At 63.8% G+C, this 26,274-nt stretch carries 22 protein-coding genes and 1 pseudogene; 3 read left to right on the top strand and 20 right to left on the bottom strand.

Translation table 11 applies throughout. The features are described from left to right. Positions 1 to 7: 7 nt before the first annotated feature. The 7 genes and pseudogenes from BMIN_RS05165 to BMIN_RS08580 form a co-directional block, all read right to left on the bottom strand. Positions 8 to 931, bottom strand: a complete 924-nt coding sequence (locus BMIN_RS05165; RefSeq protein ID WP_022861562.1) for an ABC transporter substrate-binding protein — start codon at positions 929 to 931, stop codon at positions 8 to 10. Between the two features lie 265 nt (positions 932 to 1,196). Continuing rightward, the gene (gene smpB, locus BMIN_RS05160; protein ID WP_022861563.1) at positions 1,197 to 1,673 is read right to left on the bottom strand and encodes an SsrA-binding protein SmpB; all 477 of its coding nucleotides are present in this window, start codon (positions 1,671 to 1,673) and stop codon (positions 1,197 to 1,199) included. A gap of 74 nt (positions 1,674 to 1,747) precedes the next feature. Continuing rightward, positions 1,748 to 3,142, bottom strand: a complete 1,395-nt coding sequence (locus tag BMIN_RS05155) for a CHAP domain-containing protein (RefSeq protein ID WP_022861564.1) — start codon at positions 3,140 to 3,142, stop codon at positions 1,748 to 1,750. Positions 3,143 to 3,304: 162 nt separating this feature from the next. Next, on the bottom strand, positions 3,305 to 4,225 hold the full coding sequence (ftsX, locus tag BMIN_RS05150) for a permease-like cell division protein FtsX (RefSeq protein WP_022861565.1): 921 nt from the start codon (positions 4,223 to 4,225) through the stop codon (positions 3,305 to 3,307). Further along, a pseudogene (ftsE, locus tag BMIN_RS05145) lies at positions 4,222 to 5,468 on the bottom strand (cell division ATP-binding protein FtsE). The gene ftsX and the pseudogene ftsE overlap by 4 nt, the downstream one beginning before the upstream one ends. 23 nt (positions 5,469 to 5,491) lie before the next feature. Then, positions 5,492 to 6,643, bottom strand: a complete 1,152-nt coding sequence (prfB, locus tag BMIN_RS05140) for a peptide chain release factor 2 (protein WP_026647563.1) — start codon at positions 6,641 to 6,643, stop codon at positions 5,492 to 5,494. A gap of 174 nt (positions 6,644 to 6,817) precedes the next feature. Next, entirely contained in the window at positions 6,818 to 6,967 is a 150-nt protein-coding gene (locus BMIN_RS08580) for a hypothetical protein (RefSeq protein WP_156097304.1), read from the bottom strand. 124 nt (positions 6,968 to 7,091) lie between these two features. Between BMIN_RS08580 and dapD the strand changes: the two genes are divergently transcribed. Beyond that, positions 7,092 to 8,087 (top strand): 2,3,4,5-tetrahydropyridine-2,6-dicarboxylate N-succinyltransferase, encoded by a 996-nt coding sequence (gene dapD, locus BMIN_RS05130; protein ID WP_022861568.1) that lies wholly within the window; start codon positions 7,092 to 7,094, stop codon positions 8,085 to 8,087. 116 nt (positions 8,088 to 8,203) lie between these two features. On the opposite strand, the gene BMIN_RS05125 is transcribed toward dapD, so the two are convergent. From BMIN_RS05125 to BMIN_RS05115, 3 genes are all read right to left on the bottom strand, one after another. After that, entirely contained in the window at positions 8,204 to 9,499 is a 1,296-nt protein-coding gene (locus tag BMIN_RS05125) for a citrate synthase (protein WP_022861569.1), read from the bottom strand. 93 nt (positions 9,500 to 9,592) lie between these two features. Further along, a complete protein-coding gene (map, locus tag BMIN_RS05120; protein WP_022861570.1) occupies positions 9,593 to 10,375 on the bottom strand; it encodes a type I methionyl aminopeptidase in 783 nt (260 codons plus the stop codon). A 112-nt stretch (positions 10,376 to 10,487) separates the two neighbouring features. Beyond that, positions 10,488 to 11,141, bottom strand: coding sequence for an HdeD family acid-resistance protein (locus BMIN_RS05115; RefSeq protein ID WP_022861571.1), 654 nt, complete (start codon positions 11,139 to 11,141; stop codon positions 10,488 to 10,490). Positions 11,142 to 11,475: 334 nt separating this feature from the next. Between BMIN_RS05115 and BMIN_RS05105 the strand changes: the two genes are divergently transcribed. Then, complete coding sequence (locus BMIN_RS05105) at positions 11,476 to 13,545, top strand: M13 family metallopeptidase (RefSeq protein WP_022861572.1); 2,070 nt, start codon at positions 11,476 to 11,478, stop codon at positions 13,543 to 13,545. A 54-nt stretch (positions 13,546 to 13,599) separates the two neighbouring features. Here the strand turns inward: BMIN_RS05105 and BMIN_RS08730 are convergent, their stop codons facing one another. The 8 genes from BMIN_RS08730 to BMIN_RS05065 all read right to left on the bottom strand — a co-directional run bounded on the left by BMIN_RS08730 (position 13,600) and on the right by BMIN_RS05065 (position 23,213). Next, a complete protein-coding gene (locus tag BMIN_RS08730; protein WP_022861573.1) occupies positions 13,600 to 14,079 on the bottom strand; it encodes a single-stranded DNA-binding protein in 480 nt (159 codons plus the stop codon). Positions 14,080 to 14,503: 424 nt separating this feature from the next. Then, complete coding sequence (locus tag BMIN_RS05095) at positions 14,504 to 16,327, bottom strand: proline--tRNA ligase (protein ID WP_026647565.1); 1,824 nt, start codon at positions 16,325 to 16,327, stop codon at positions 14,504 to 14,506. 156 nt (positions 16,328 to 16,483) lie between these two features. Then, a complete protein-coding gene (locus BMIN_RS05090; protein ID WP_022861575.1) occupies positions 16,484 to 17,878 on the bottom strand; it encodes a PIF1 family DEAD/DEAH box helicase in 1,395 nt (464 codons plus the stop codon). A 40-nt stretch (positions 17,879 to 17,918) separates the two neighbouring features. After that, a complete protein-coding gene (locus BMIN_RS05085; RefSeq protein ID WP_026647566.1) occupies positions 17,919 to 18,770 on the bottom strand; it encodes a Cof-type HAD-IIB family hydrolase in 852 nt (283 codons plus the stop codon). 132 nt (positions 18,771 to 18,902) lie between these two features. After that, positions 18,903 to 19,610: an oligoribonuclease gene (gene orn, locus BMIN_RS05080; RefSeq protein WP_022861577.1), complete on the bottom strand. Its 708-nt coding sequence runs from the start codon at positions 19,608 to 19,610 to the stop codon at positions 18,903 to 18,905. A gap of 128 nt (positions 19,611 to 19,738) precedes the next feature. Further along, complete coding sequence (guaB, locus tag BMIN_RS05075; protein WP_022861578.1) at positions 19,739 to 21,286, bottom strand: IMP dehydrogenase; 1,548 nt, start codon at positions 21,284 to 21,286, stop codon at positions 19,739 to 19,741. Between the two features lie 47 nt (positions 21,287 to 21,333). Then, a complete protein-coding gene (locus tag BMIN_RS05070) occupies positions 21,334 to 22,557 on the bottom strand; it encodes an MraY family glycosyltransferase (RefSeq protein ID WP_022861579.1) in 1,224 nt (407 codons plus the stop codon). Continuing rightward, complete coding sequence (locus BMIN_RS05065) at positions 22,554 to 23,213, bottom strand: L-threonylcarbamoyladenylate synthase (protein ID WP_022861580.1); 660 nt, start codon at positions 23,211 to 23,213, stop codon at positions 22,554 to 22,556. Before BMIN_RS05065 ends, BMIN_RS05070 begins: the two co-directional genes overlap by 4 nt. A gap of 182 nt (positions 23,214 to 23,395) precedes the next feature. Between BMIN_RS05065 and BMIN_RS05060 the strand changes: the two genes are divergently transcribed. Beyond that, entirely contained in the window at positions 23,396 to 24,061 is a 666-nt protein-coding gene (locus BMIN_RS05060; RefSeq protein ID WP_022861581.1) for a sugar O-acetyltransferase, read from the top strand. 128 nt (positions 24,062 to 24,189) lie between these two features. Here the strand turns inward: BMIN_RS05060 and prmC are convergent, their stop codons facing one another. After that, positions 24,190 to 25,089 carry a peptide chain release factor N(5)-glutamine methyltransferase gene (gene prmC / locus BMIN_RS05055; RefSeq protein ID WP_026647568.1) on the bottom strand — a complete coding sequence of 300 codons (900 nt, stop codon included), beginning with the start codon at positions 25,087 to 25,089 and terminating at the stop codon, positions 24,190 to 24,192. Positions 25,090 to 25,101: 12 nt separating this feature from the next. Next, positions 25,102 to 26,190 carry a peptide chain release factor 1 gene (prfA, locus tag BMIN_RS05050; protein ID WP_026647569.1) on the bottom strand — a complete coding sequence of 363 codons (1,089 nt, stop codon included), beginning with the start codon at positions 26,188 to 26,190 and terminating at the stop codon, positions 25,102 to 25,104. Positions 26,191 to 26,274 lie beyond the last annotated feature (84 nt).

Genomic DNA, 26,274 nt, shown 5'->3' with positions numbered 1-26,274 from the left:
CTGTCGGCTATTCCACTGACGGGTTGATCTCGGACGTGGAGATCGCTCCTGAACTCACTCCCCACGTATCGAGGATCTTCTTGTAGGTACCATCGTCGATCAGCTTCTGGACGGCCTTCTGCACGGCCTGCGCGGTGGCGTCGTCGCCCTTCTTCACCGCCACGGCCTCGGGGGCCACGCCGGTCTCGTCGCCGAGGGACTCGAGCTGGTCATCGGTCTGCTTGATCGCGTATCCCGCCACCGGGGAATCCGCGTAGAACACCGCGGCCTTGCCCGTCACGACGGCGGTGGTCACGTCGGTCTGCATCTTGTAGGACTGAACCTCAACGGCGGATTTCCCGGCCTTCTTGCAATCCGCACTGGCCTTGTTGGATTCTTCCTCCTGCGTGGTCCCGGTCTGCACGGCCACCTTGACGCCGCACAGGTCGCCGGAGTCCACCTTGTCGGGGTTGCCCTTCTTGACCACGTAGGTCGATCCCGCGTTGAAGTACGTGACGAAATCGACGGCCGAGAGACGGTCCTTGGTCACGGTGAAGGAGGATATGCCCAGATCGTATTTCGTGCCCACGGAGGGAAGGATCGAGTCGAAGGTCGACGACACCGTCACGGGTTTGAGACCGAAAACGGCCGCGATCGCCTTCGTCAGATCGACGTCGAAGCCAACGGCCGTCTTGCCGTCCTCCGCAAGGAATTCGGCGGGGGCATACGAAGTGTCGGTGCCGACCGTGAGTTTTCCGTCCTCCGCAACGGACTGCGGCAGGAGCGCGGCGATGTCGGCATCCTTCTCCACCGAACTGACGTCATATCCTGTGGTCGTCGTCGAGGACGACGAGGAATCCGGCGTGTCGGTGGTCCCGCAGGCCGCCAATGCCACCACCATAACGGAGCTCATAATCGCCGCCGCCACCGTGGTCACTCGTGTGAAGGTCATAATTGGTCCTCTCTCTTATCCAGTGCCATCGGACGATGAGACGCGACGCCCATGTCAGGACTCCCGCCTCCCGCCGACCATGCATGGGGGACACTAGAAGACCCATGCTACGACCACGTAACCGACGCCAGTCGTCATGGTCTCATTCGATGGACGCCGACGGAGGCCGGTGGACGCCACGATGGAGGCCACATCACATGCCACGCACCGTTACGCGCTCCACGCACCATCACGCCACATGTCGCTCACTCCGTCACGCAGGTCGTCACGCCGAGAGATTCCGATACCGCATGGCCCGCTGGGCCTCGCGCTTGTCCTGCTGCTCGCGCAGCGCCTGTCTTTTGTCGTATTCGCGACGGCCCCGCGCCACTGCGATCTCCGCCTTGACCAGACCGTCCTTGAAATACAGGCTCAGCGGGACGATGGTGACGCCCTTGGCCTCGACCTGCCGGGAGAGCTTGGCGATCTGCGCGGCATGGAGGAGCAGCTTCCTTTTGCGCCGGGGCGCGTGGTTGGTCCACGTCCCGTTGAGGTATTCCGGTATGTTCGCGCCTTCCAGCCACACCTCGCCACGTCGGTCTATGGACACGAATGACTCCGCCAGCGAGGCGCGCCCTTCGCGCAGGGACTTCACCTCGGTGCCGGTCAGGGACACCCCCGCCTCGAAGCGTTCGAGAATATCGTAGTCATGCCGGGCCTTGCGGTTCTGGACGATCAGCGTCGTCCCCTTCTCCTTCGCCATGTTTCCTCTCTCCTCATATACTCCGTTCTTCTGATATGCTCCGTGCGCCCCGTGCGCATCCGACCGTCCCGGCTCTAGTGCACGTACCAGTACTGGGAGGCGTTGTACACGGTCCTGTAGCTGACGACGCCCAGACCTTTGGCGTTCATCTCGGAGATCGTGATCGTGCTCCCCGACACGCTCTCCACGACGGCGACATGCCCGTAGGTGCCATCCGCGCCGAGCTGCCCGGGAAGGAACGATATGGCCGCACCCACCTGCGGCGTGTGGTCGGCGCGCAGACCGTACTTCGAGGCGTTCGCCCACCATTCTCCGCCATTGCCGAGATAGGAGGGCGTTGAGATCCCCATCTCGTGGCGATGCACATATGCCCAATAGGTGCATTGTCCCCATGGATAGGCATTGCCGACGTCGCCATTGGATGCGCCTTGATCGGAGGACGAGCCGCCACTTGATGAGCCGCCACCGGACGAACCACCGTTGGACGAACCGCCACCCGACGAACCACCGTTGGACGAACCGCCACCCGACGAACCACCGTTGGACGAGCCACTGTCCGTCGACCCCTGCCTCCCGTTATCGACCTGGGCGGCCGCCGCGGCCTGCTGCGCCGCATACTGACGGTTGTAGGAGTCCAGCTGGGACTCAAGCATCACGGTTTTCGCGGCCTGCGCGGCGACGGCGCTGCTGATCTGGCTCTGCTGTGACTGCAGCCGGTCACGGGCCTCTTCGCCCTGCTGCCGCAGCTTATCGAGTTTGCTTCGCTCACTGGACGCCTCGCTGGCCGCGGTTTTGGCCGACTCGGCCTTGCTGTCCGCGGTGGCCTTCAGCTCCGCGACGCGCTTCTCGATCGCGGCGAGACGCTGCGCGCGGTTCATGGAGGTGCTCAACGTGCTGGCCGCATCATTGGCGGCGTTCGACTCGTTGCGGGACAACGCGTCCTTGGACTGCATGGAGCTGATGAACTCAGTGGTGCTTGTGGAACCCGTCACGATGCTCATCACGTCCGAGGCGTCGGAGCCGTGCATATCCTGACGCGCCATCTGGGCGACGGCCGCCTTGGCGTCGTCGTAATCCACACCGGTCTGGGCGATGCTCTTCTGGAGGGACTCGGCATCCTTCCGGGCGGCGGCGAGACGCTGCGCGGCGGCGTCCGCCTCGGACTGCGCGGCGGCGGCGGCCTCGTTGGCGGCGGTCACCTTCTTCTGGGCGGCGGGAATCTGGTTGTTCGTGATGTCGTCCAGCTCGACGATCTGATCGGCCAGATCGGATTTCACCCCCGACAACTGCTCGCGCAGCTGAGCCTCCCGAGCGGCGCTGCTGGCCTTGCTGCTCCGGGCGTTCGCCAGATCGCTATAGGTGATGGCGTGGGCGGATTGGACGGCCGGCGTCAGGGGAACCACGACCAGTCCCAGGCACAGCGTTCCCGCGGCGACAAGGGCGGATACGGACTTTCCCTTCATCAACATCGAATGGGTTCCTTTCCATAGGGTGCGTCACGTGCTAACCACCATAGCAGGCGAACTCGGGCGTCCGACGTGGGTGAAAACCGGGGATCCGGCAGAAGCTCTCCCCTGGACGCATGCGCGAAAAGAGCGTGCCAGGAAACCGGCGACGATACCGTCGGCGGGTCAGGCTCTCAGATATCGGCGGAGAGCGATGGACGATGAGAGCGTCGACAGGACCGCGGCACCGATGACGAGAACGGGAGCGATGGTCCATACGGTCGTCTGATCGATGAAGGGCATCCACGAGATGTTCTTCACCAGCCAATCGGTTATGAACACCTTCACCACCAACGCCAGCGCCACGCATGACAGCACGGAACCGGCGATGGACGCGATGGCCCCCTCCAGGATGAACGGCAGCCTGATCGTCCAGTTCGATGCTCCCACCAGCCGCATGATCTCGGTCTCCTGCCGCCGTGACGCGGCCGACATGCGGATGGTGGTTCCCGTGAGCATCACCGCCACCAGAACCATGACCGCGGCGAGCGTGATGGTCACGACGGTGGCCTTGTTGAGGGCCGTGAACACCGGCTCGAAGATCTGGCGCTGATCGCTCACCTCCTCGACCCCCTCCCGGCCGGACAGAACCTCGGAGACGACCTTGTACCGCTCCGGATTCTTGAGCTTGAGCCACAAGGAGTCCTGCATGTCGTTCGCGGTCAGCGTCCTGCCCTGGAACTCGCCGTTCGGATACTGCTTGAGGAAGGAGTTCTTGTAGAACTCCTCCTTGCTCATGAACGTGGTCTTCGCGACGTCGTCCGACAGCTCATCGCGAATGGCCTTCTGCAGATCGGTGATCTGCGACGCCGTCGCCGCGCTTCCGTCGCAGTTCGCCGATTGGCTGGTGCCGTCGGGGCACAGCCAGACCACGACCTCGACTTTGTCGTACCAATCGCCCTTGGCCTTCACGATCTGCAGCTGAAGAAGTCCCGAGGCTCCGATGAACAGAAAGGAGATGAACGTCACCAAAGTGACCGAAAGGATCATCGGTATGTTGCGGGTGAAGCTCGTCCAGATCTCCGACACGACGAATCGTGGTCTCATCGCCTGTCTCCCTTCTCGTCATCCGGGCCGTCGCCATGGGGACCGCCCGTGGCGCCGGCGCCATCCCCGTGATCGTCGCGATTCCCGTGATCGGTCCCATCCCTGTGCTCGGCGTCATCCCTGTGGTCGACGACACTGACGGGATCCACGGCACTGTCGGGATCCACGGTACCGTCATCGAACCGCCCGGAGCCGGATCCCGAGGAATCGGCGGCGACCGGTGATGAAGGAGCGGGAGGAGCGGGAGGAGCGGCGGGATCCGGGACATGCGGAGGAGCGGGAGGAGCCGGAACCGACGTGGCGTCGCCGCCGCCGGGATGCTCCCCCTCGTCGGCATGATCATCAGAGCCGGAATCGCCCATGTCCGACATGTCGATGCCCTTGCCCCACGTCATCGTGGTCTCCGCCGATTGGAAGGCCTCGCCATAGCGTCCCACGCGCCCTGAATGCAGCGACGTCGCCAGCCGGGCGATGCCGTCGTCCTGACCGTCGACCGTCACGGCTGTCGGGGAGGTCGGACGGGCGGCGGATACGGCCTTGTTCTCGTAGTACAGCGAGGAGTCGTAGGAGCCTGAGCCTCGTCACGCACGATGACGCCCTCGTGAAGCTCCACGACGCGACGACGCATCGAGTTGACGATCTCCTCGTTGTGGGTGGCCATCACGACGGTGGTCCCCTGACGGTTGATGGAGTCGAGGACCTCCATGATGCCCAGTGACGTGGTGGGGTCGAGGTTTCCGGTCGGCTCGTCCGCCAGAAGTATCTGAGGATGGTTCACGTACGCGCGGGCGATGGCGACTCTCTGGGCCTCGCCTCCGGAGAGCTCATGCGGATAGTTGCCTTCCTTGCCCGTCAGTCCCACGGTTGCAAGGACCTTGGGAACCATCGCGCGTATGGTCGATCGGCTCTCGCCGATGACCTCGAGGGCGAACGCGACGTTCTGCCACACGGTCTTGTTGTTGAGAAGCTTGTAATCCTGGAACACGAATCCCAGGGAACGACGGTATCGGGGAATCTGCCTGTTGGAAAGGCGTCGCAGATCGTTCCCCGCCACATGGATATCGCCGTCCGTCGCCTCCTCCTCCCGGAGAAGAAGACTGAGCAACGTCGTCTTTCCGGATCCCGAGGATCCCACAAGGAAGACGAAATCACCACGGTCGATGTGCAGGGTGATCCCGTCCAGAGCGGGGCGTGCGCCCCGGGGGTAGACCTTCGACACCTTGTCCAAGGTGATCAGTGCCATTCGCGTCATCCTTCCCGTGGGATCTACTTCCTGGAAACGCCGTCCGGGGACCCCGCCTCGGCCTGCTCGGCCTTGCGCTGCTCATGCCGCCACCGGATCCCCGCCTCGATGAAGGCATCGATGTCCCCATCGAATACGGCCTGGGTCTGCGACGTCTCGTACCCGGTACGAAGATCCTTGACCATCTGATACGGGTGCAGGACATACGAGCGCATCTGGTCGCCCCAGCTGGCCTTGATGTCCCCCGCAAGCTCCTTCTTCTTCCGGGCCTCCTCCTCATGGCGAAGGACGAGAAGCCTGGACTGGAGCACCGCCATGGCCGCCGCGCGGTTCTGGATCTGGCTGCGTTCGTCCTGCATGGTCACGACGATTCCCGTGGGCAGGTGGGTGATCCTCACCGCGGAGTACGTGGTGTTGACGCCCTGTCCTCCAGGCCCCGACGAGCAGTAGGTATCCACGCGGATATCGGAGTCCGGAACGTCGATGTGATCGGTGGCCTCGACGAGGGGGACCACCTCCACCGCGGCGAAGCTGGTCTGACGCCTACCCTGATTGTCGAACGGTGAGATGCGGACGAGGCGATGGGTGCCTCCCTCCACCGACATGCGGCCGTACGCATAGGGTGCGTCGACGCGGAACGTCGCCGATTTGATTCCCGCCTCCTCGGCGTAGGAGGTGTCCATGACCGTCGTCCTGTAACCGTGCCGTTCAGCCCAGCGAAGGTACATGCGCAGAAGCATCTGAGTGAAGTCCGCGGCGTCCACCCCGCCGGCACCGGATCTCAACGTGACGACCGCCGAACGCGCGTCATACTCGCCATCAAGAAGCGTCTGAACCTCGAGATCCGCAAGATCGGCATGGATGGATCGGATCTCGTCCTGAGCCTCCTCCAGGGACTCCTGATCGGATTCCTCCCGCCCAAGCTCGACGAGGGCATGGACGTCCTCGATGCGTCGGGACAGATCCTCCAAACGCCGCAGCTGCGACTGCGCGGCCGACAGACGCGTCGTGATCCCCTGCGCCCGTTCAGTGTCATCCCACAGTCCCGGCTCGGAGGCCTGCCTCTCCAGCTCCGCGATGCTGCGCCGAAGCTCGTCCACGTTCAGCGCCTTGGACATCATCGCGCTTTTCTCATCGATCTGCGCCAGCGCCTGCGCATAATCAAACTCTGCCATTGTCACCACCATATTCCGTCGTCGCCCATGCCGGATACCCATCCGGCTCTCTGTTCAAGGTCCGCACAATCATGCCGGGAACTCCGCCATGCCGGGAACTCCGCCGCGCAGGAATCCCCGCATCCCATCCATCCCATGGCCGCCGTCCGCCAGCGTGCCATGCCGGATGCGCCGTCAAAGCCCGGAGTATATTGCGGGAAGCACCAAGGCCATGAACATGGCGGCCACGACGACCACGCACACGACGCGTGCAACGATCTGGCGCCGGCGCGCACGACGGCGTCTATCATCCCTGGCATCGCTCATGCCGGCCATTGTACGCATGATCGTGGAACTCATCCGCCGAAGACGCCGGTCCCGGCTGTACAGTTGGTCACGCTGGGCGTGCGGCGAGGCCTCCCGGGATTCGCCACGGTTGAAGCCCACTGACGGAAAGGAATCCATAGACATGGCAGACGGCACACTCACTCACGCCTGGGGCTGGGGACTGGCCTCGGTCGACGACAACGGAACGACTTTGGACGCATGGTACCCCGATCCCCATCTGGGCACGGCACCCGACAAGGGCTCCCGTCCGGATCATGGTTTCGGATCGTTGGCGACGTCCGATCCGGACGCCCGCGGGGTGCGGCGGGTTCCCGTCTTCACCTCCATCGACTGCGACTCCCCCGTAGCGGACGCTGCCGACGCGTATCTGCGTCTGCATCTTCTGAGCACGCGGCTGGTCAAACCCAACACCCTGAACCTCGACGGCATCTTCTCGGCACTCGCCACGGTCGTGTGGACCGACCACGGCCCCTTCCCCGTGGAGGGATTCGCGCAACGCAGGCTCGCCGTGATGGAGGAGTCCGCACGAGACGCGTCCCATGCCGTCACGACGACGGTAACCGTTCTCGGCGTCGACAAGTTTCCCCGCATGGTCGATTACGTCGTTCCCACGGGAGTGCGGATCGGCGACGCGGACAGAGTGAGGCTGGGCGCCTATCTCTCGCCCGGCACCACCGTGATGCATGCCGGATTCGTCAATTTCAACGCGGGGACGCTCGGGGTGTCGATGGTCGAGGGACGCGTCTCGCAGGGCGTCGTCGTCGGGGACGGTTCGGACATCGGCGGAGGAGCCTCCATCATGGGCACGCTGTCGGGAGGCGGGCGCCTGCGCAACGCGATCGGAGAGCACAGTCTTCTCGGAGCCAACTCGGGCATCGGCATATCCCTCGGAGACAACTGCGTCGTCGAGGCGGGGCTGTACATAACCGCCGGCACGAAGGTCACGATCCATGACAAGGCCAGACTGGCCGCGGGCGAGCCGCTAATCGTGACGAAGGCGGCGGAGCTCAGCGGCAAAAACAACATCCTGTTCATCCGCAACTCGGTGACGGGAACGATTGAGGCCCGCCACCGCGCAGTGGGAATCGAGCTCAACGCGAAGCTGCACAACAACTGACGAGTCGGCGTCCCGATGAACCGACATCCCAGCTAAGACCGACATCCCGGCTGAGACCCCGACGTCTCAGCCGAGGCCGCCGTCCCGATGACGGTCCGCCCTCTGGGGAGCCGGCCTCAGCCCCTCTCCTCCATGGAAACGTACGCGCGTTCACCTTCGCCCGTGTAGACCTGACGGGGGCGTCCGATCTTGGTGTTGGGATCGGAGAGCATCTCCCGATACTGCGCTATCCACCCCGGTATCCTTCCCAACGCGAACAGAGTGGTAAACATGGCCGGATCGAAGCCGATGGCACGGTAGATAAGCCCCGTGTAGAAATCCACGTTCGGATAGAGATGCCGCGAGATGAAATAGTCATCGTTCATGGCCAGGGATTCCAGCTCGGTGGCCACGTCGAAAAGCGCCCTTTCATCGGCGGGAAGACGCGCCGTGTCCGTTCTGGCCATGATCTTCTCCAGATACTGCTTGGCGATGGCGGCCCTCGGATCATAGGATTTATAGACCCGGTGGCCCAGACCCGAGATCCTCCTGCCGTTGGCCTTGGACCACTCCACGAATTCGCGAACGCTTTTCCCGGAGTCCCTGATGGCCTTCAGCTGACGAAGAACGGCCTCGTTGGCGCCGCCATGCAACGGGCCCGACAGGGCGTTGATCCCGGCGGCGATGGCCGAATACAGGTTGGCATGGGCGCTTCCGGCTATCCGCACCACCGACGTCGAGCAGTTCTGCTCATGATCGGCGTGAATGATCAGCAGGCGGCCGAGGGCATGCACGTACAGGGGATCGGAATCGAACGGCTCATACGGAACGGCGAAGCACATGCGAAGGAAATCGTCGACGTACCCGCGGGAATAGTCCGGGAAGAGCATGGGCTCATCGCGACGCCGGCGGAAGATATAGCTCACGATGGTGCGGGCCTTGGCCATGATGATGGTGGCGGACTCCTCCAACTGGTCGGAATCCGACACGTCGGTGGTGTCGGGATAGAACGTGGCCAGCGCGTTGACCGCCGAGGCCATCATGCTCATGGGATGGGCGGTGCGCGGGAAGGAACCCATGAAGGTGCGGAAATCCTCTCCCACCATCGTCCGATGGTTGATGTCGGAGCAGAACCGATCGTACTGGTCCCTGGTCGGCAGCTCCCCATGACGGAGCAGCCACGCGACCTCAAGGAAATCGGAATGGGCGCACAGCTGCTCGATGGGGTACCCGCGATAGCGCAGGATGGAGCGGCTCCCATCGATGAACGTGATCTTCGACTCACACTGGGCCGTGGTAAGGAAACCGGGATCCAGCGTGACCCATCCGTCATTGCGCAGCTTGGACACCACGATGCCGTCGGGACCCTCGGTCGCCTTGACGACGGGCAGCGTGAACCTGTTGTCGTCGACATCGAATTCCGCCAGAGTCATCGGCTTGGTCTCCTTTCAATGCGATACGCGTCAATGCGATACATGTGTGGTCCGGTTCCCGGACACGCAGGAAGCATGACGACCAGGCGCGGATCAGTCCCCGTCGCGCGCGGTGAGAATAACCGGCCCATTCTCCGTGATCGCGATGGTGTGCTCGCTATGGGCCCCGCGGGATCCATCCGAGGACCGCAACGTCCATCCATCCTTGGGATCCTGATATATCTCATCGGTTGTGGCCATGAACCACGGCTCGATGGCGATCACCAGTCCCGGACGCAGCCGGTATCCGTGGTGGGCGCGGCCGTCGTTGGCGACATGGGGATCGCCATGCATGATATGTCCCACGCCATGGCCCCCGAAATCCAGGTTCACCGTGTAGCCCTGAGACCGTGCCACATCGCCGATGGCGGCCGACACGTCACCCAGGCGATTACCGGGCCGGGCCTGGGCGATCCCGGCGGCGAGGGCCTCCTCGGTGCAGGCGATGAGCCGAAGATCTTCGGGATCCTTGTCCCGTCCCACGACGAAGCTGATGGCCGAATCGCCGACCCAGCCGTTGACGCTGATGGCAAGATCAAGGCTGACCAGATCGCCATCCCTGAGGTCGTAGTCATAGGGAACGCCGTGAAGCACCGCATCATTGACTGAGATGCATATGTAATGCGCGAATGGTCCGGTCCCGAAATCCGGAGCGTAGTCGACATAGCAGGATTCGGCTCCCTGACGGCTCAGCACACGCTGCTTGACGAAGTCGTCGATCTCCAGAAGATTGGTTCCCACGGTGGTCCTCTTGCGCAGTTCCGTGAGAATAGATCCGACAAACCTTCCCGCTGGTTTCATGGCCTCGATCTCCGAGGGCGTCTTCAGTTCGATCATGGCTTCACCCTAATGCCCCATGCCAACAAGAGCACGGCCATGTCCGCGAGATGGTCCCGACCGCCCCGACGACCCCCAGCCAGCCCCGGCGGTCCCGACAGCCTCGGCGGCCTCAGTCCTTTGTCCTCGTCTTGCCGAAGGTGAAGGCACGGACGATGGCGGTGATTCCCGTGACCAGCAGCGCAACGGCGGCGAAGATGAGCATCATGGCCGTCGCGGAGAGCGGGAAGACAAGCACGACGATTCCGGCGATGACCGAGAGCACGGCGTAGGCCACGGCCCAGCCGGAGTTCGGGACATGCCAGGACTCCATCAGGGCCACGACGCCCTCCATGATCCAGCCGATGCCGATCGTCATGGTCACGAGAACGGCAAGCGTCGCGGCGGACAGCGTCGTGTTCTTCATCATCACCACGCCGCCGATGGACAGCAGAACACCCACAAGGATGTCGAGAACACGCCATCCGGCGGGAAGGCCAAGCTCCACGATGGCGCTGACGACGCGGATGACGCCCGAGACGACGAAGTAGATTCCGATAAGGATCGCAGCCACGGACAGAGTTCGGCTTGGCCAGAACAGCAGCGCACCTCCCAGAAGGACGGCGGCCACGCCGAGAATCCCATATCCCGTGCGCACGGCGCTTTTGGCCTTCTGCGGCAGCATCTCCTCAACGAGGCGGAAGGGGTTCGCGCCGGCCGCAGGACCGAATTCCCCGCCGTTGCGCTGGTCATCCTCGGGCACGTGGTTCTGTGATGTCGATGTCATGGGAACTGCTCTCCTTCATTCTCAGGACTCTCGGACGACCGCCCCTGGCCATCGCCGCGGAATCGCGCCGGCCCGGTCGCACGGAGACGGCGCCACGCCGTCAGTGTCATCCCCCATGCTAGTCATTCCTCCGGCGTTGCGCATTCCTCCGACGTTGCGCGAACGCACTATGATGCGGAGCATTCCCGGAGCATTCCCTCGCCGAGGCTCCCCACGGAGATCTCCTTCGGAGTTCTCGCCTCGGAAGTTCCCCACGAAGCCTCTCCCCGCGGCGGCGACCCCTTCGTCCGTCTCCCCGTTTGTCTTCCATCACGGATGTGGATAGGGTGAAACCATGACGACACCTGAGGTTTCGGGTGTGGATCCGTCCTCCTTCTCGGCGGTCACCACCCCTCGCGACGATTTGTTCCGCTATGTCAATGGCCCATGGATAGACACCTACCGGCTTCCCGATGACCGTTCCCGATACGGCTCCTTCGACCGTCTGGCCGAGCAGGCGGAGAACGACGTCAAGGCCATACTCGAGGACGAGGAGTGCACGGCCGTCAGATCCCAGGCACTATACCGTTCCTTCTGCGACACCCGGGCCGTGGAGAAGGCGGGGATCTCGCCGATCAAAGCCGATCTGGACGCCATCGACGCGGCGCCCGACAAGGGTTCCCTCACGGACGTTCTGGGAACGCTGGCGCCTCAGGGCGGCCCCGATCTGATGAACATCGGCGTCTATGGCGACCCCGGCGACCCCGACACCAACATCGTCCACATCGAGCAGGGAGGGCTCGGTCTTCCCGATGAGGCGTACTATCGCGAAGGCCGGTACGAGCCGATCCGCGACGCCTATGTCCGGATGGTCTCCGACCAGCTTCGGCACGCCGGATACGACGACGCCGACGACCAGGCCGGGCTTTTCCTCAGGGTCGAAACCCGTCTGGCCTCATACCATTGGGACAACGTCTCCACACGGGACTCGCAGAAAACATACAATCCGACGGATTTCGCCGATCTCCGCTCGACGCTGGCCCATTATGACATCGCACGGTGGGCGAACGAGTGGCAGCGGTCGTATGATTCCACATCCGCCGCCGCGCACCAACCGGTGTCGATGCTCTCCGCCCTGTCCAGAACCATCGTCCATGAGCCCAGCTTCATAACGGGACTGGACCGTTTCTGGAGGGATTCCACGCTTGATGAACTCAAGCTGTGGGCACGCGTCCACACGATCATGGGCTGGGCGTCCATGCTGTCCTCGGAATTCGACTCCACCAATTTCGACTTCTTCGGCAGGACCCTTTCAGGAGCCAGGGAGCAGAGGGCTCGATGGAAGCGGGCCGTCTCGCTGGTCAACGGAGTGTGCGGGGAGGATGTCGGACGCGAGTATGTCTCCCGGCATTTCCCGGAGGAATCGCGCGCCCGCATGACGACGCTGGTCGCCAATCTCATCGAGGCCTATCGTGTGGCGATCAGCGGCAGCGACTGGCTTGGGGATGAGACGAAGACGAAGGCGCTTGAGAAGCTGTCCAAGTTCGTCCCCAAAATCGGCTGCACGACCCATTGGCGCGACTACGGGGCCCTGGACGTCCGAGCCGATGCGGGACTGATCGCCAACATGCGAGCCGCGTCACTGTACGAGTCGGCCTATCAGCTCGCGAAGGCCGGACGACCGGTCGACCGTGATGAGTGGCTGATGAACCCGCAGACGGTCAACGCCTACTATGAGCCGACCATGAACGTCATCGTGTTCCCCGCGGCGATTCTACAGCCTCCTTTCTTCGACCCTCACGCCGACGATGCGGCGAATTATGGCGGCATCGGAACGGTTATCGGACATGAGATCGGCCATGGGTTCGACGATCAGGGCAGCCAGTACGACGGAGATGGGCGACTGAACAACTGGTGGACGGACGAGGATCGGGCGCGGTTCGAGGAACGCACCCGATCGCTGATCGCGCAGTACGACTCCTATATCCCTCAGCAGCTGCGCGAGAGATACGCCCACGATCCGGATTCCATGCCACACGTCAATGGCGCCCTGACCATCGGAGAGAACATCGGCGACCTGTGCGGCGTGTCCATCGCTCTGACGGCCTACGCCTTCGCCGTGGACGATGCGACCGCCAGACCGCATGATCCCTCGCCCCAGGCCATCGAGGATTCTCTCGCCGGCGCTCCCGTTCTCGACGGGTTCACCGGCGCGCAGAGATTCTTCCTCAGCTATGCCTCGATCTGGCGCACCAAACAGCGCGACGAGCTGGCGGAGCAGTATCTGCAGATCGATCCTCATTCCCCAGCCGAATTCCGGACCAATGGCATCGTCCGCAACGTGGACCTCTTCCACAAGTCCTTCGGCGTCCATCCCGGGGACGGCATGTGGATGGACCCTGGGTCACGGGTGCGCATCTGGTAGGACGCCGTGGCGCACGATCCTCGAAATCGTGCGCCACGCAGGGCTGAGCCGACATCACATGCCTCCGACGGAGTATCCGTCATCGATCCCAGCATCCACCGGATCCGGCTCACCCCCGCGTGCATGCCGATCCCCGCCATCCTGCACGCGGGGGTCGTCCGCGGGGGATCCTGTCGGCGTCTTCGTGAAAACGCTGGTCCCCCGCGTCAGATCATGTCCCACGTCCGTGGCCTGCACGACAAGCGAGTTGCGCTTCGCCCCATCCTTCGTCCATTCCTCCATCCCCAACGATCCCACCACCATCACGGGATCCCCCTTATGGACGCTCATCAGGATATTGGCCGCGAGTCCACGGAACGCCTTCACCGTCACCCAGACCGTAGGCCTGTCCTTCCATTCCCCCTGTCTGGCGTCGAAGAACCTTCCTGTACATCCCAATCGGAACGAGCACGCCATTGCTCCCCCTTCCCTCCCGAACGAACTCGGTTCGGATCCCACAAAACCGGTGATGATCACCGTTCCCTGCTGCGTCATGACCTCTCCTTGATCCGGCGAGCCCCTTGTCCGTCCGGCAACGAGAACGGAAAGAGGCATCGACTCCCATACGTGGTCCCCGCGTGCCACGATTCTGACGCACGTCGTGGCCCTCGCTCGGTGTGGCTGCAACATGCGAGGGCCGCGACGTCCACCGTCTGCATAACACGCGCGGTGTGACCATTCTCGCCGGAAGCCACCCCGCTCCGCGCGGCGACACATCAATGTGGTCGAACGATGCGCATCCGGGAGAACGATACGGATGCGGTGGCGACGGAATGCACGGATGAACGATACATGGTGGTCGAACCGTACATGATGGTCGAAAACGAAGGGGCCGTCACCCGGGAACACCGGGAAACGACCCCTGTTATGGTCGGACAGCAAGACGGGCATACCCCGGACGGGCATACCCCGCTTCGCGTCAGCCTTCGGTCAGCTCGTTCCATCTCCGGACAAGCTCATCCGCGGCGTCATCAGCACGAACGGCGACGGAATCCCTCCCCGTACGGTCACGGACCTCGATGGTTCCATTGTTGACCGTGTCGCGTCCCACGACGGCGACCAGCGGCACGCCGATCAGTTCCGCGTCCTTGAACTTCACGCCCGGGGAGACCTTGCGCCGGTCATCGAACAGCACGTTGATTCCGAGGCTCTCCAGCCGTCCGACCAGCGTTTCGGCCGCATCGAAAGCGACATCATCCTTGCCCGTCGCGATCACATGCACCTGCGCCGGGGCTATCGCCGCCGGCCACGCGAGACCCCTGTCGTCATGGTGGGACTCGGCTATGCATGCCAGAACACGGGAGACGCCGATGCCGTAGCATCCCATCCACACGGGGACGGCCTTGCCGTTGGAGTCCAGAACCTTCAGACCCAACGCATCGGAGTACTTCAACCCCAGCTGGAACACCTGGCCTATCTCGACACCACGTTGGAAGCGCAACGGTCCGGAGCCATCCGGGCTCATATCGCCCTGCCGCAGCTCGACGGCCTCGACAACGTCATCGGCCTCGAAATCACGGCCGTACACGGCATGGATGACATGCAGGCCCTCATCATCACCGCCCGTGACCCACTCGGAGCCCCGCGCCACATGCGCATCCATGAGATACCTCACGGGAGCGTCGATCGACTCCTTCGCCCGTGCCTGCGGCCCCAGGACACCCGGTCCGATATAGCCCTTGACGAGCTCGGGATGATCCGCGAGATCCTTCTCGGTGGCCTCCTCAATCTCGCTGGGAGCGAGCTGCGCCTCAAGACGCTTGAGATCCACCTGCCGATCCCCTGGCACGCCGACGACGACGATCTCGCGCCATGGATGGTCGTGGTCGGCGTCCTCAGGATGCTTGACGGCGATGACCACGTTCTTGAGGATGTCGCTCGCCTGCCACAGCCGTCCGTCCTCGCGGGGATGGGAGGAGTTCGCCTTCTCCACCAGCGAGTCGATGGTCGCGCTCCCCGGAGTGGGCAGAGGCCTCATGGGCGCCGTGTCGGAGAAGTCGACATCGGCCGTGGGAGGCGTGGTCAACGCCTCGACGTTCCAGGCCTTGCCCGACGGCGACTGCGCGAAGGTGTCCTCACCGATGGCCAGGGGCGCCAGAAACTCCTCGGACGCCGATCCTCCCATGGGTCCGGACATGGCATGCACGATCACATAGTCGACTCCCAGCCTCCGGAAGATGCGCTCGTAGGCACCGCGCTCGTCGACGTACGCCCTGCGCAGACCCTCCTCGTCGATGTCGAAGGAGTAGGCGTCCTTCATGATGAACTCGCGTCCCCGGATCAGCCCGGCCCTCGGACGGAACTCGTCACGGTACTTCGTCTGGATCTGATAGAGGGTCACGGGAAGATCCTTGTAGGACGAGTACATGTCCTTCACGAGAAGCGTGAACATCTCCTCATGCGTGGGGGCAAGAAGATAGTCGGCATGATGGCGGTCCTTGAGCCGGAACAGGTTCTCGCCGTACTCCTCCCACCGGTGGGTGGCCTCATAGGGGGCGCGTGGAAGCAGCGCCGGGAAGTGGACCTCCTGTGCGCCGATGCCGTTGATCTCCTCGCGGATGACGGACTCTATCCTGTTCAGGACGCGAAGTCCCAGAGGAAGCCATGTCCAGATTCCCGGAGCGGCCTTGCGGATGTACCCGGCGCGCTGCAGAAGACGCGCGGAATCCACGTCCGCGTCCGCGGGATCCTCACGGAGGGTGCGAAGGAACAGTGTGGACATGCGAAGTGCTGTGGAGCTCATGCGTTCCAAATTATGCTCGCGAGAGGACATCCGCCTGACGACATCCGCCCGATGACGTCCGCGGCGCGGAGACATCGTCATCCGCCTGCGACGGCAACGCTCGCGGGACGACGCCCGTGACGGCAACGCGTCCACGGATCACGCCCGCAGAAGACCTCAGAACAACTCGCTTTGGGAGAACTCCTCGGCCGTCGCGATCCCGGACCGGCGGGCCAGCGCATCGGCGCCCTTCTCATCCAGCGTTCGGACGGCGGACATCGATCGCTCCCGCAGCTCGCCGTCAAGATCCACGGCCATGGGCGACACGACGAAGGCCCGTTCGGATATCCCCTCAAGGAACAGCCCCGACATCGATTCCACGCGCGACAGCGCGACATACCCCATCCCCGGCGCGAAGGCCCGACGCAGATCCATCACGGCCAGATCCAGAGTCATCCCCTGCGATTTGTGGATGGTGATCGCCCAGGCGCAGCGCAGAGGCACCTGACTGACCGAAGCCAGAACGCTCTCCCCGTCCATCATCTCCCACGCCACCGGACGCATGGTGCAGGTTCTGCCGTTGTCGAACCGCACGACGGGCCAGCCGCCGTCTCCCGTCGAGGCGAATCCCGTCACCGTCCCGATGGAGCCGTTGACGTACTGGCCATCGGCGTCGTTGCGCAACGCCATCACCGCGGCGCCCGTCTTCAGGGACAGATGCTCGGGCGCGAGCATGTTCCGGGTGAGCTGGCGCACGAGATCCGCCGGTCCCGTCTTCCGCGCGTCGAACCCATGCTCCCCCGCCTCTATCTGAGACAGGCGCAGAGCGTTCAGGGAATCGGCCTGACTGTTCATCGGGAAAAGATGCACGGACGTCACACCCTCGTCGGGCGCCATCCCCACGCGCCGGCCGAGCGCCATGCGGTCGTCGTCATCCACGAGTCCACGTCGGATGTCGGTGAGGACGCCCAGAAGCCGCCCATCATCCTGACGATGCTGCTCATCGAGATAGCACACCACTGGGGAAAGCTCGTCCCACACCAGCGATTCGGTGATGAACCCCTCGGGATCCCTTCCCTCCTCGGCGTACCGCGCGTATTCCGGGTCGCGCGCGGGATCGTGGACGTTCCCGTGAGCCCGCGTGACGGGAGGAAGCTGGAAGAAATCCCCGGACAGGACCACCTGAAGGCCGCCGAAGGGATCCGAGCTATGCCGCAGCGCGCGGCAGACGCGGTCAACCATGTCGAAAAGCCACGCGTGCATCATCGACACCTCGTCGATGACGAGCACATCGGCCTCCTGTATCTTTCGACGCCGACGGGACCGTATCGTTCTCAGCAGGGAATCCGTGAGCTCCGTCGCCACGCCCACCCCACTCCACGAGTGGATGGTCCGCCCGTTGATATGCGTGGCCGCGATTCCCGTCGACGCGGTGACCGCGACGTGGGCGCCGGCCTGTCTGGCGGAATCGATGAACCTGTTGAGGACATAGGTTTTGCCTGAACCCGGGGCACCGGTGAGAAAGACCGGGCATCCCGCCTCGAGAATGCGCAGCGCCTCGGATTGCCTCATGGGACACGCTCCTTCCGTTCCTTCGCACGACAAGCGCGGACTAGTGTTCGACGTCCACTCCCAGAAGACGGCCAAGCACGCGGACCACGCCATTGTCGGCGTTCGAGGGGGCCGTGAACCGTGCGGCGCGAACGAGGTCCTCATGCGCGTTGGCCATCGCGAACGACCAGTACCCAGCCGACAGCATCTCCAGATCGTTGAGATAGTCGCCGAACACCGCGGTCTGCTCCGCTCCGATCCCCATGGCGTCACGCAACGCCATAACGCCACGGCGCTTATCGGCGCCATGGTCCATGACGTCCACCCAATGCCGGCCGGACGCCACCACCTGATGCGAGCCGGCGAACACGCCAAGAATTCCTTCCGCGGTCTCCTGTGCATCGTCGAAGTCAAGCACAGCCACCTTAATGACGGGTCCGTCCACATTGCGCAGATCCGGAACCACCTCAAGCCGGGCATAGTACCGTGACGCTTCGCGGATAACCTTCGGCTCTCCACGTGACACGTAGGCGCAGTCGGGACGGCATACCACGGCGGCGACGTCACGCAGTCCGCTTCTGAAGGCGTCGTCGACCGCCGTGACCATACGGACCACATCCGCGGCGTCCATTCCCGTGACCGAAACCGTCCGTCCATCGGCGACGACGAGGTTGCCGTTCTCGGCGATATAGGCCCCGTGGGGGTTGCGGTCGCCGAACATGGCCAGCAGGGTCGCGTACTGGCGTCCGCTGGCGGGGACGACGACGATGCCGCGCTCCCTCATCGTTCGAAGCATGGGCCAGAAGGACGCGGGAACCCTGCCATCGGCATCCAGCAGCGTGCCGTCCATGTCGGTGACGACGAGTCGAAGATCGGCGGATCCCCGCGGTATCGATTCCCAATCACGCGCCATTCCGGTTCTCCTCGGTTCCATCGTGGATTCCGTCGGGACGAATTCGACCTCGCCCGCGTGGATTCCACGGCCCATCACGCGGCGCGAAGGTTCGTCCCCGCTCGTTCCCGCGATCCCCGCTCGTTCCTGCGATCAGTAGTCGGCCTTCTGGGGGTGGTCGGCGTCCTCGACCGGGTTCCCCCCACGCTCGTAATCACGCAGAAGGCTGGTGGATTCGACGGCCTCGGCGCCACGACGCGACGTCCCCGCATCCGGACCGGGCTGCGGGACGAACATCATGTCACGGTAATAGCGCAGCTCGTCGATCGACTCGATGATGTCGGCGAGCGCGCGATGGCCGCCGTGCTTGGCGGGCTTGTTCCTGTAGACATCCGGATACCAGCGTCGCGACAGCTCCTTGAGCGTGCTCACGTCGATGACGCGGTAGTGGAGGCGCGACATGAGGTCAGGCATGTACCTGTCGAGGAACTTCTTGTCCGATCCGACCGAGTTCCCCGCCAGATGGGCCTTGCCGTGGAGAGGCAGGAAACGGGACACATAGTCGACGACCCGCCTCTGCGCCTCATCCAGCGACAGTCCCGAACGGTTCCACTCGTCGACCAGTCCGGACGAGGTGTGCATGTCGCGCACGAAGTCGTTCATATGAGCGACCGCCACGTCGGACGGCCTGATGACCAGATCGATGCCCTTGTCCAGAACCTTGAGGGTGAAATCCGTCGGCACCACCGAGACCTCACACAGCTCATCATGAAAGATGTCGAGTCCCGTCATCTCGCAGTCGATCCAGATCAGTCTCGACTCCTCGGACGTGAACGTGGGGTCCTCGTGTTCCTGCGCCATCCCTGCCGCCTTTCCTTGTGAACAGCAAACATGCAAGGATACCGCGTCTCCATGACGTCTGGGGGCGTCGGGGACGCGGCATCGGACCGATCCGCCGATCGGTTATTCGGATATCGGGCTCATACCGGTCAGTTATGGAAGCCCGTGTAATTGGGCGCCTCGGCCGTCATGACGATGTCATGCGGATGGGATTCGCGCAGGCCGGCGTCCGTGATCCTGATGAAGCGTCCACGTTCCTTGATTTCCGGAACGGTGTGCGCCCCCACGTAGAACATCGACTGATGCAGTCCGCCGATCAGCTGATACAGGACGGCATTGAGCGGGCCGCGATAGGGAACCTCGCCCTCCACGCCCTCGGGAACGACCTTGTCGTTGCTGGTGACGTCGGCCTGGAAATAGCGATCCTTGGAGTAGGACTTCTTGCCCCGTGGCGCCATCGCTCCCAACGAGCCCATTCCTCGATAGAGCTTGTACTGCTTGCCATGGAGAAGCACCTTCTCGCCCGGGGCCTCCTCGCATCCCGCGAGCACCCCACCCAGCATGACGGAGTCGGCGCCGGCCACGATGGCCTTCGCGATATCGCCCGAATAGTGGATTCCTCCGTCCGCGATGCAGGGGACGCCCGCCGCCCTGCACGCCTGCGCCGCGTCATACACGGCGGTGAGCTGCGGAACGCCCACACCCGCCACGACGCGGGTGGTGCATATCGAGCCCGGCCCGACGCCGATCTTGACGGCGTCGACACCGGCGTCGATCATCGCCTGAGCGCCTTGACGCGTCGCGACGTTGCCTCCGATGATCTGCACATCGGAGAACGCGGAATCGGACTTGAGGCGTCGAATCATGTCAAGGGCGAGACGGGCCTCGCCGTTGGCGGTGTCGACGACGAGCACGTCCACGCCGGCCTCCATAAGGGCCGAGGCGCGCTGCCACGCATCGCCCAGGAAGCCCACCCCGGCGGCCACGCGCAGACGGCCCTGCCCGTCCTTGGTGGCGTCGGGATACTGCTCGGTCTTCACGAAATCCTTGACGGTGATCAGCCCGGTCAGATGCCCGAGATCATCGACCAGAGGCAGCTTCTCGACTTTATGCTGCGCCAGAAGACGATGGGCGTCCTCACGGGATATGTTGGACGGACCGGTAATCAGTCCCTCCTTCGTCATCACATCGGACACCTTGAGCCGCTCGTAGTCCTCGGATGCGATGAAGCGCATATCGCGGTTCGTGATGATGCCCACAAGGCGGTTCTCCTTGTCGACGACGGGAAGACCCGAAATGTGGAAACGGCCGCAGAGCTTGTCAAGATCCGCGAGGCTGACATCCGGATTGACCGTCAGCGGGTCGGTGATCATCCCGGACTCGCTGCGCTTGACGATGTCGACCTGCGCGGCCTGATCGTCGATGGAGAGGTTGCGATGAAGAACACCGATGCCGCCATTGCGGGCCATGGCAATGGCCATATCCGACTCGGTTACCGTGTCCATGGCGGCGGAGATCGCGGGAACCTTCATGGTGATGTCGCGGGTCAGCCGCGTGGTGGTGTCGACTTCGGAGGGGATGACATCCGTCTCGTTCGGGAGAAGAAGGACATCGTCATATGCCAGTCCGAGCTTGGCGAAAATGGGCGGCACTGGGGTATACGACGATTGCGCATCAATATCAGGATTTGTAGCCATAGGCCCACTATATGAGCGTGTGGTGACGTGCGACACTCGCTGACGGCTTACCGCCGCCCGCTCCCCGCCGAGCCCGACGCATCGTCCCCGGCATCATGATGGCCTGCCGGCGTTCCCTCAGCGTGTCGATGCCCTGATATGTGCTGGCCGTTGGCGTGCATGGCCGCGTTCTCCGCGCGGATCTCGGGCACACGGTGACGCAGGTAGGGAAGCATCGTCGCCACGGTCAGCACGGCCGCGGCGACGAACATCCCAACGAGCACGTACATGGCGGGAACCACCAGAATGGTGATGGATCCGAACGCGATCAGGGCGGCCCATCCCCACAGGATCAGAACGGCTCCCTGCACGGAATGCCCTATGCGCAGCATCCGATGATGCAGGTGCATGCGGTCGGGATGCATGGGCGACTGTCCCTTGCTGACGCGACGCACTATGGCCAGGCACATGTCAAGCACAGGAAGGAACAACACCAGAATCGGCAGGAGGATGGGCATGAAGACGGGAAGATAGATGCTGCTGTGGACGGACGCCGGGTCGATATGGCCAGTGAGGACGATGGACGCGCAGGTGATGAGATACCCCAGAAGCATCGATCCCGAATCCCCCATGAACAGCTTGGCCGGATGCCAGTTGTGCAGGAGGAACCCCACGCAGACGCCCACCATGGCGACGTCGATCAGAGTGGCCAGCGAGGCGTAGCTGGGCGAGGACCGCGACAGGATGTAGGAATACGCGCCGAAGGCTATCCCGCCTATCGCCACGATTCCCGCCGCCAGACCGTCAAGCCCGTCGACGAAGTTGACGGCGTTGATGGAGGCGACGAGAAGGAACGCGGTGATGGCCATGGAGACGCTGGGAGAGGCCGTGACCAACGAACCCAGGGGCAGGGAGATGATCTGGAGCCCTCCCCAGGAGACATAGACCGATATCAGCAGCTGGCCTGCGAGCTTGAGCATCCAGTCGAGATCCCACAGATCATCGGCGATGCCCAGAAGACAGATCATGACGCCGCCGACGGCCACCACCCACGCCTGACGCCCCTCGCTGACGAGACCCCTCGTGAACGGTATCCCCTGAGCCACGAGCACGGCCGCGACGAAGCCCAGAAGCATCCCCAATCCACCCATGCGCGGGGTGGGGACCGTATGCACGTCACGGGCCCTGACCTCCCCCACGGCACCCAGGCGGATGGCGAGATGACGGATCAGGGGCGTCGTCATCCACGTGACGGCGCCCGCGATGGCGGCAAGGAAGACGTAGACCCTCACTCGACGGCGCCTTCGTCGTCCGCATGGAGAAGACGTCGAATGATGGCCGCCGGGATGACGCCCTCGCGCACGACCGTGATGCCGTCCTCGGAACACGGGTCGGCTGCGACGACCGTGCTGGCGACATGGCTGGACGTCGGCCCGCCGTCAAGATACAGATCCACGTCATCCCCCAGATCCATCACCGCCTCGGCGACGCTCTGCGGGCTTCGGCCTCCCGAACGGTTCGCGCTCGACGCCGCCAGAGGGCCCGTCGCACGGAGGACGTCCAACGAGACGTCGGAATCCGGTATGCGGATGGCCTGGGAGAAGGATCCATCGGGCTCCCTGCGCAGCGTGACGAGCAAGCTGTCGCCTGTGGCCACGGCGATGGGCGACAGCGGCCCGGGAAGAAGGCGCCGCGCAAGGACGTCGACCGGATGGGGAAGCGTCAGTCCCAGAGACGCCAGTTCGGAAGTCGACGAGAGAAGAACCTGAAGCGCCTTGGATCGAGGCCTGCGCTTCACCTCGTAGATCCGTTCCACCGCCGATTCGTTGAAGGGGTCGCAGGCTATTCCGTACACGGTGTCGGTGGGAACGACCACCACACCGCCATGCTGAACGATATCCCGCGCCCTGCGTAGGGAATCCTCATCAATGGCCAAAACCGTGCTCATCGATCCTCCTGAACGCGCATGCCCGATTCCTTAATGACTCTTGAATGACTCACGTGGGTCCCGCGTCTCACGCCCGACCCGCGTCAACCCCTCATTGCACCATTGCACCACGACTTGCGCGGTGGCACCAGCCACCACATTACGTAGCACCATCCACCACATTACACAGGAAGGCCTCCGATATGACACCGACCACATCGTCCATCCCCCCGTACACGCCGCCCAAGGGTCCCCGCGACGAACCGTCCCTGATGGTTTCCGGACACCTCTACGACCCCTCGGATCCGCGCGTGTGCGCGATGCGACTCAAGGCGGCCGCCCTGTGCGACGACTTCAACGCGCTGCCCCGAGACCGTGCGGAGGAGCGCCTCGACATACTGGATCGTCTGTTCCCGGACCATGGCGCCGATCTGGACATCACCGGGCCCATCCATGTGGATTACGGGGCCAACACCTCTCTGGGCGCGCGCGTGTATGCGAACTACAACCTGACGATTCTCGACTGCGCCCCCGTGGCGATCGGCGACGACGTCCTGATCGGCCCCAACGTCGGCATCCTCACGGCCATGCATCCAATGAGGTGGCAGGACCGCGACGTGCGCAAGGCGCCGGACGGACATCTGTACGACTATGAATACGCCCGTCCGATCACCATCGGACCGCATTGCTGGATCGGCGGGGGCGTGACCATCATCGGCGGCGTGACCATCGGTTCGGGCTGCGTGATCGGGGCCGGAGCGGTGGTGACTCGTGACGTTCCCGACGACTGCGTGGCCGTGGGGAATCCCGCCCGGGTCATTCGCCGGATCGATGACTCGGACGCGGCCTGTTTCCAGGATTACGCCTAGCCGGATCACGCTGGCGCGGATCACCCAAGCACTGGATCGCCTTGCACCTTGGCGTACCTTGGCACCGGACCGCCCCGGAGTCGATCACCGCCGACGCCGGCCGCGGATCATGACGGGATCCGTCGGGATCAGCCTTTGACCGCCATCAGCGCACGGGGTCGATGCGTCCAATCCTCCACGGTTCTGGACTCGGGAAAACCACGATCACGCGCATAGGCCGCCAGCCGCCCACCCTGCGTGATGTCATGCTCCATGACGAGGAGTCCTCCCGGACGCAGAAGCGCATGGGCCCTGTCGATCATGAGCCTCGGTATCGCCATTCCGTCATCCGATCCCCCGTACAACGCCATGCGAGGATCATGGTCACGCACCTCGGGCTGGTCGGGTACGCGAGCGTCCGGAACATACGGGGGATTCGTGATGACGGCGTCGATCGTCCCGTTCAAATACGCCAGCGTCCCGGGCGAGGTCGCGTCCCCGGAGACCAGATGGTAGGAATCGTCAAGACCGGGCGAGATGGAGCCGATCCTCCGCCGGTTCCTTTCCGTCCATACGAGGGCGTCCGGTGACATCTCGACCGCCCAGACCTCCGCGTCCGCGACCTCGGACGCGACGGACAACCCGATGACTCCGCTTCCGGCGCACAGGTCGACGACACGGGGGGCCTCCACCGGCTGATCGTTCAGCCAGTCGATCCCGCACTGGACCACCATCTCCGTCTCCGGCCGGGGAATGAACACGCCGGTACCGACGTCGACGATCAGCCCGCGGAACCGGGCGTATCCCACGATCAGCTGCAGCGGCTCCCGGGCGGCGCGACGATCGACCAGGGAACGGTACGCGCGAAGAGCGTCACGCGGCGCGGCGACGCCGTCAAGCCCGCTCCCCAGCAGACGGGCGCGATCGATATCCGCCCTGCGGCATCCGCAGGCATGGGCCAGCAGCACGGCGGCGTCATGGGCGGGGGAATCCACACCCGCCGCGCGCAGCTTCCTCTCCCCCTCACGGACAAGTCGATCGGCGTCGATCACCGCATCCCCTTATTTCTGTGCGGCCAGACGGTCGGCCTCATCCGCCTGGATGTCACTGTCGATCACCGCCTGGATGTCGCCGTCAAGCACCTGGTCGAGGTTGTAGGCCTTGTAGTTGGTGCGATGATCGACGATCCGGTTCTCGGGGAAGTTGTAGGTTCTGATGCGCTCGGACCGGTCAAGGGAGCGCACCTGGGAATGCCGCATGTCGGCTGCCTGCTCCGCCTCCTCCTCGCGCTTCATCGCCAGAAGCCGCGATTTGAGGACGCGCAGAGCCGCCGCGCGGTTCTGGATCTGGGATTTCTCATCCTGCATGCTCACCACGATCCCCGTGGGGATATGGGTCATGCGCACGGCGGAGTAGGTCGTGTTCACCGATTGCCCGCCGGGGCCGGAACTCATGAAGATGTCGATTTTCAGATCCTTGGGATCGACGACGATCTCGTCGTCATCGTCGTCGGCTTCGGGGAACACGATCACACCGGCGGCCGAGGTCTGGATGCGGCCCTGTGATTCGGTGACCGGTATGCGTTGAACGCGATGGACCCCGCCCTCGTACTTCAGGCTGGCCCAGACGCCCTCCTGCGGCGTGGGCGTCCCCTTGGCGCGAATGGCTATCTGGATGTCCTTGACGCCGCCAAGCTCGGTTCTGTTCTCGCTCTGCACGCTGACCGACCAGCCGCGTTTCTCGGCATACCGGGCGTACATACGCAGCAGATCGCCGGCGAACAGGGCGGCCTCCTCGCCTCCCGTACCCGCTTTGATCTCCATGATGACGTCTCGAGCGTCATCCGGATCACGGGGGATAAGCGCGGTGCGCAGCTTCTCCATGGCGGCGGCGACCTGAGGTTCCAGATCATGGGCCTCCTTGGCGAAATCCTCGTCCTCGGACGCCATCTCCTGGGCCGCGGCCAGATCGTCGCGCAGCGACCGATACCGGCGATAGGCGGACACGATGATCCCCAGCTCCGCATGGCGCCGGCCCAATCTGCGTATCTTCTCCGGGTCGGACGCGACATCCGGCTGACTCATCTGCGTCTCAAGAGCCTCATACTCCTCGACCGCGGTGAGTGCCGCGGGAAAATCCTCATCGGCCATCATCCCATCCTTCCCATGCGGACGGCTCGTCCGCAGAAGATCTTCGGACGGCGCGGCTGCGACCGCCCGATCACGCACCATGCC

Origin of the sequence: Bifidobacterium minimum (assembly GCF_000741645.1) — a bacterium.
In the GTDB taxonomy this organism is placed as follows: domain Bacteria; phylum Actinomycetota; class Actinomycetes; order Actinomycetales; family Bifidobacteriaceae; genus Bifidobacterium; species Bifidobacterium minimum.
This window is presented reverse-complemented; position numbering and strand designations above follow the sequence as displayed.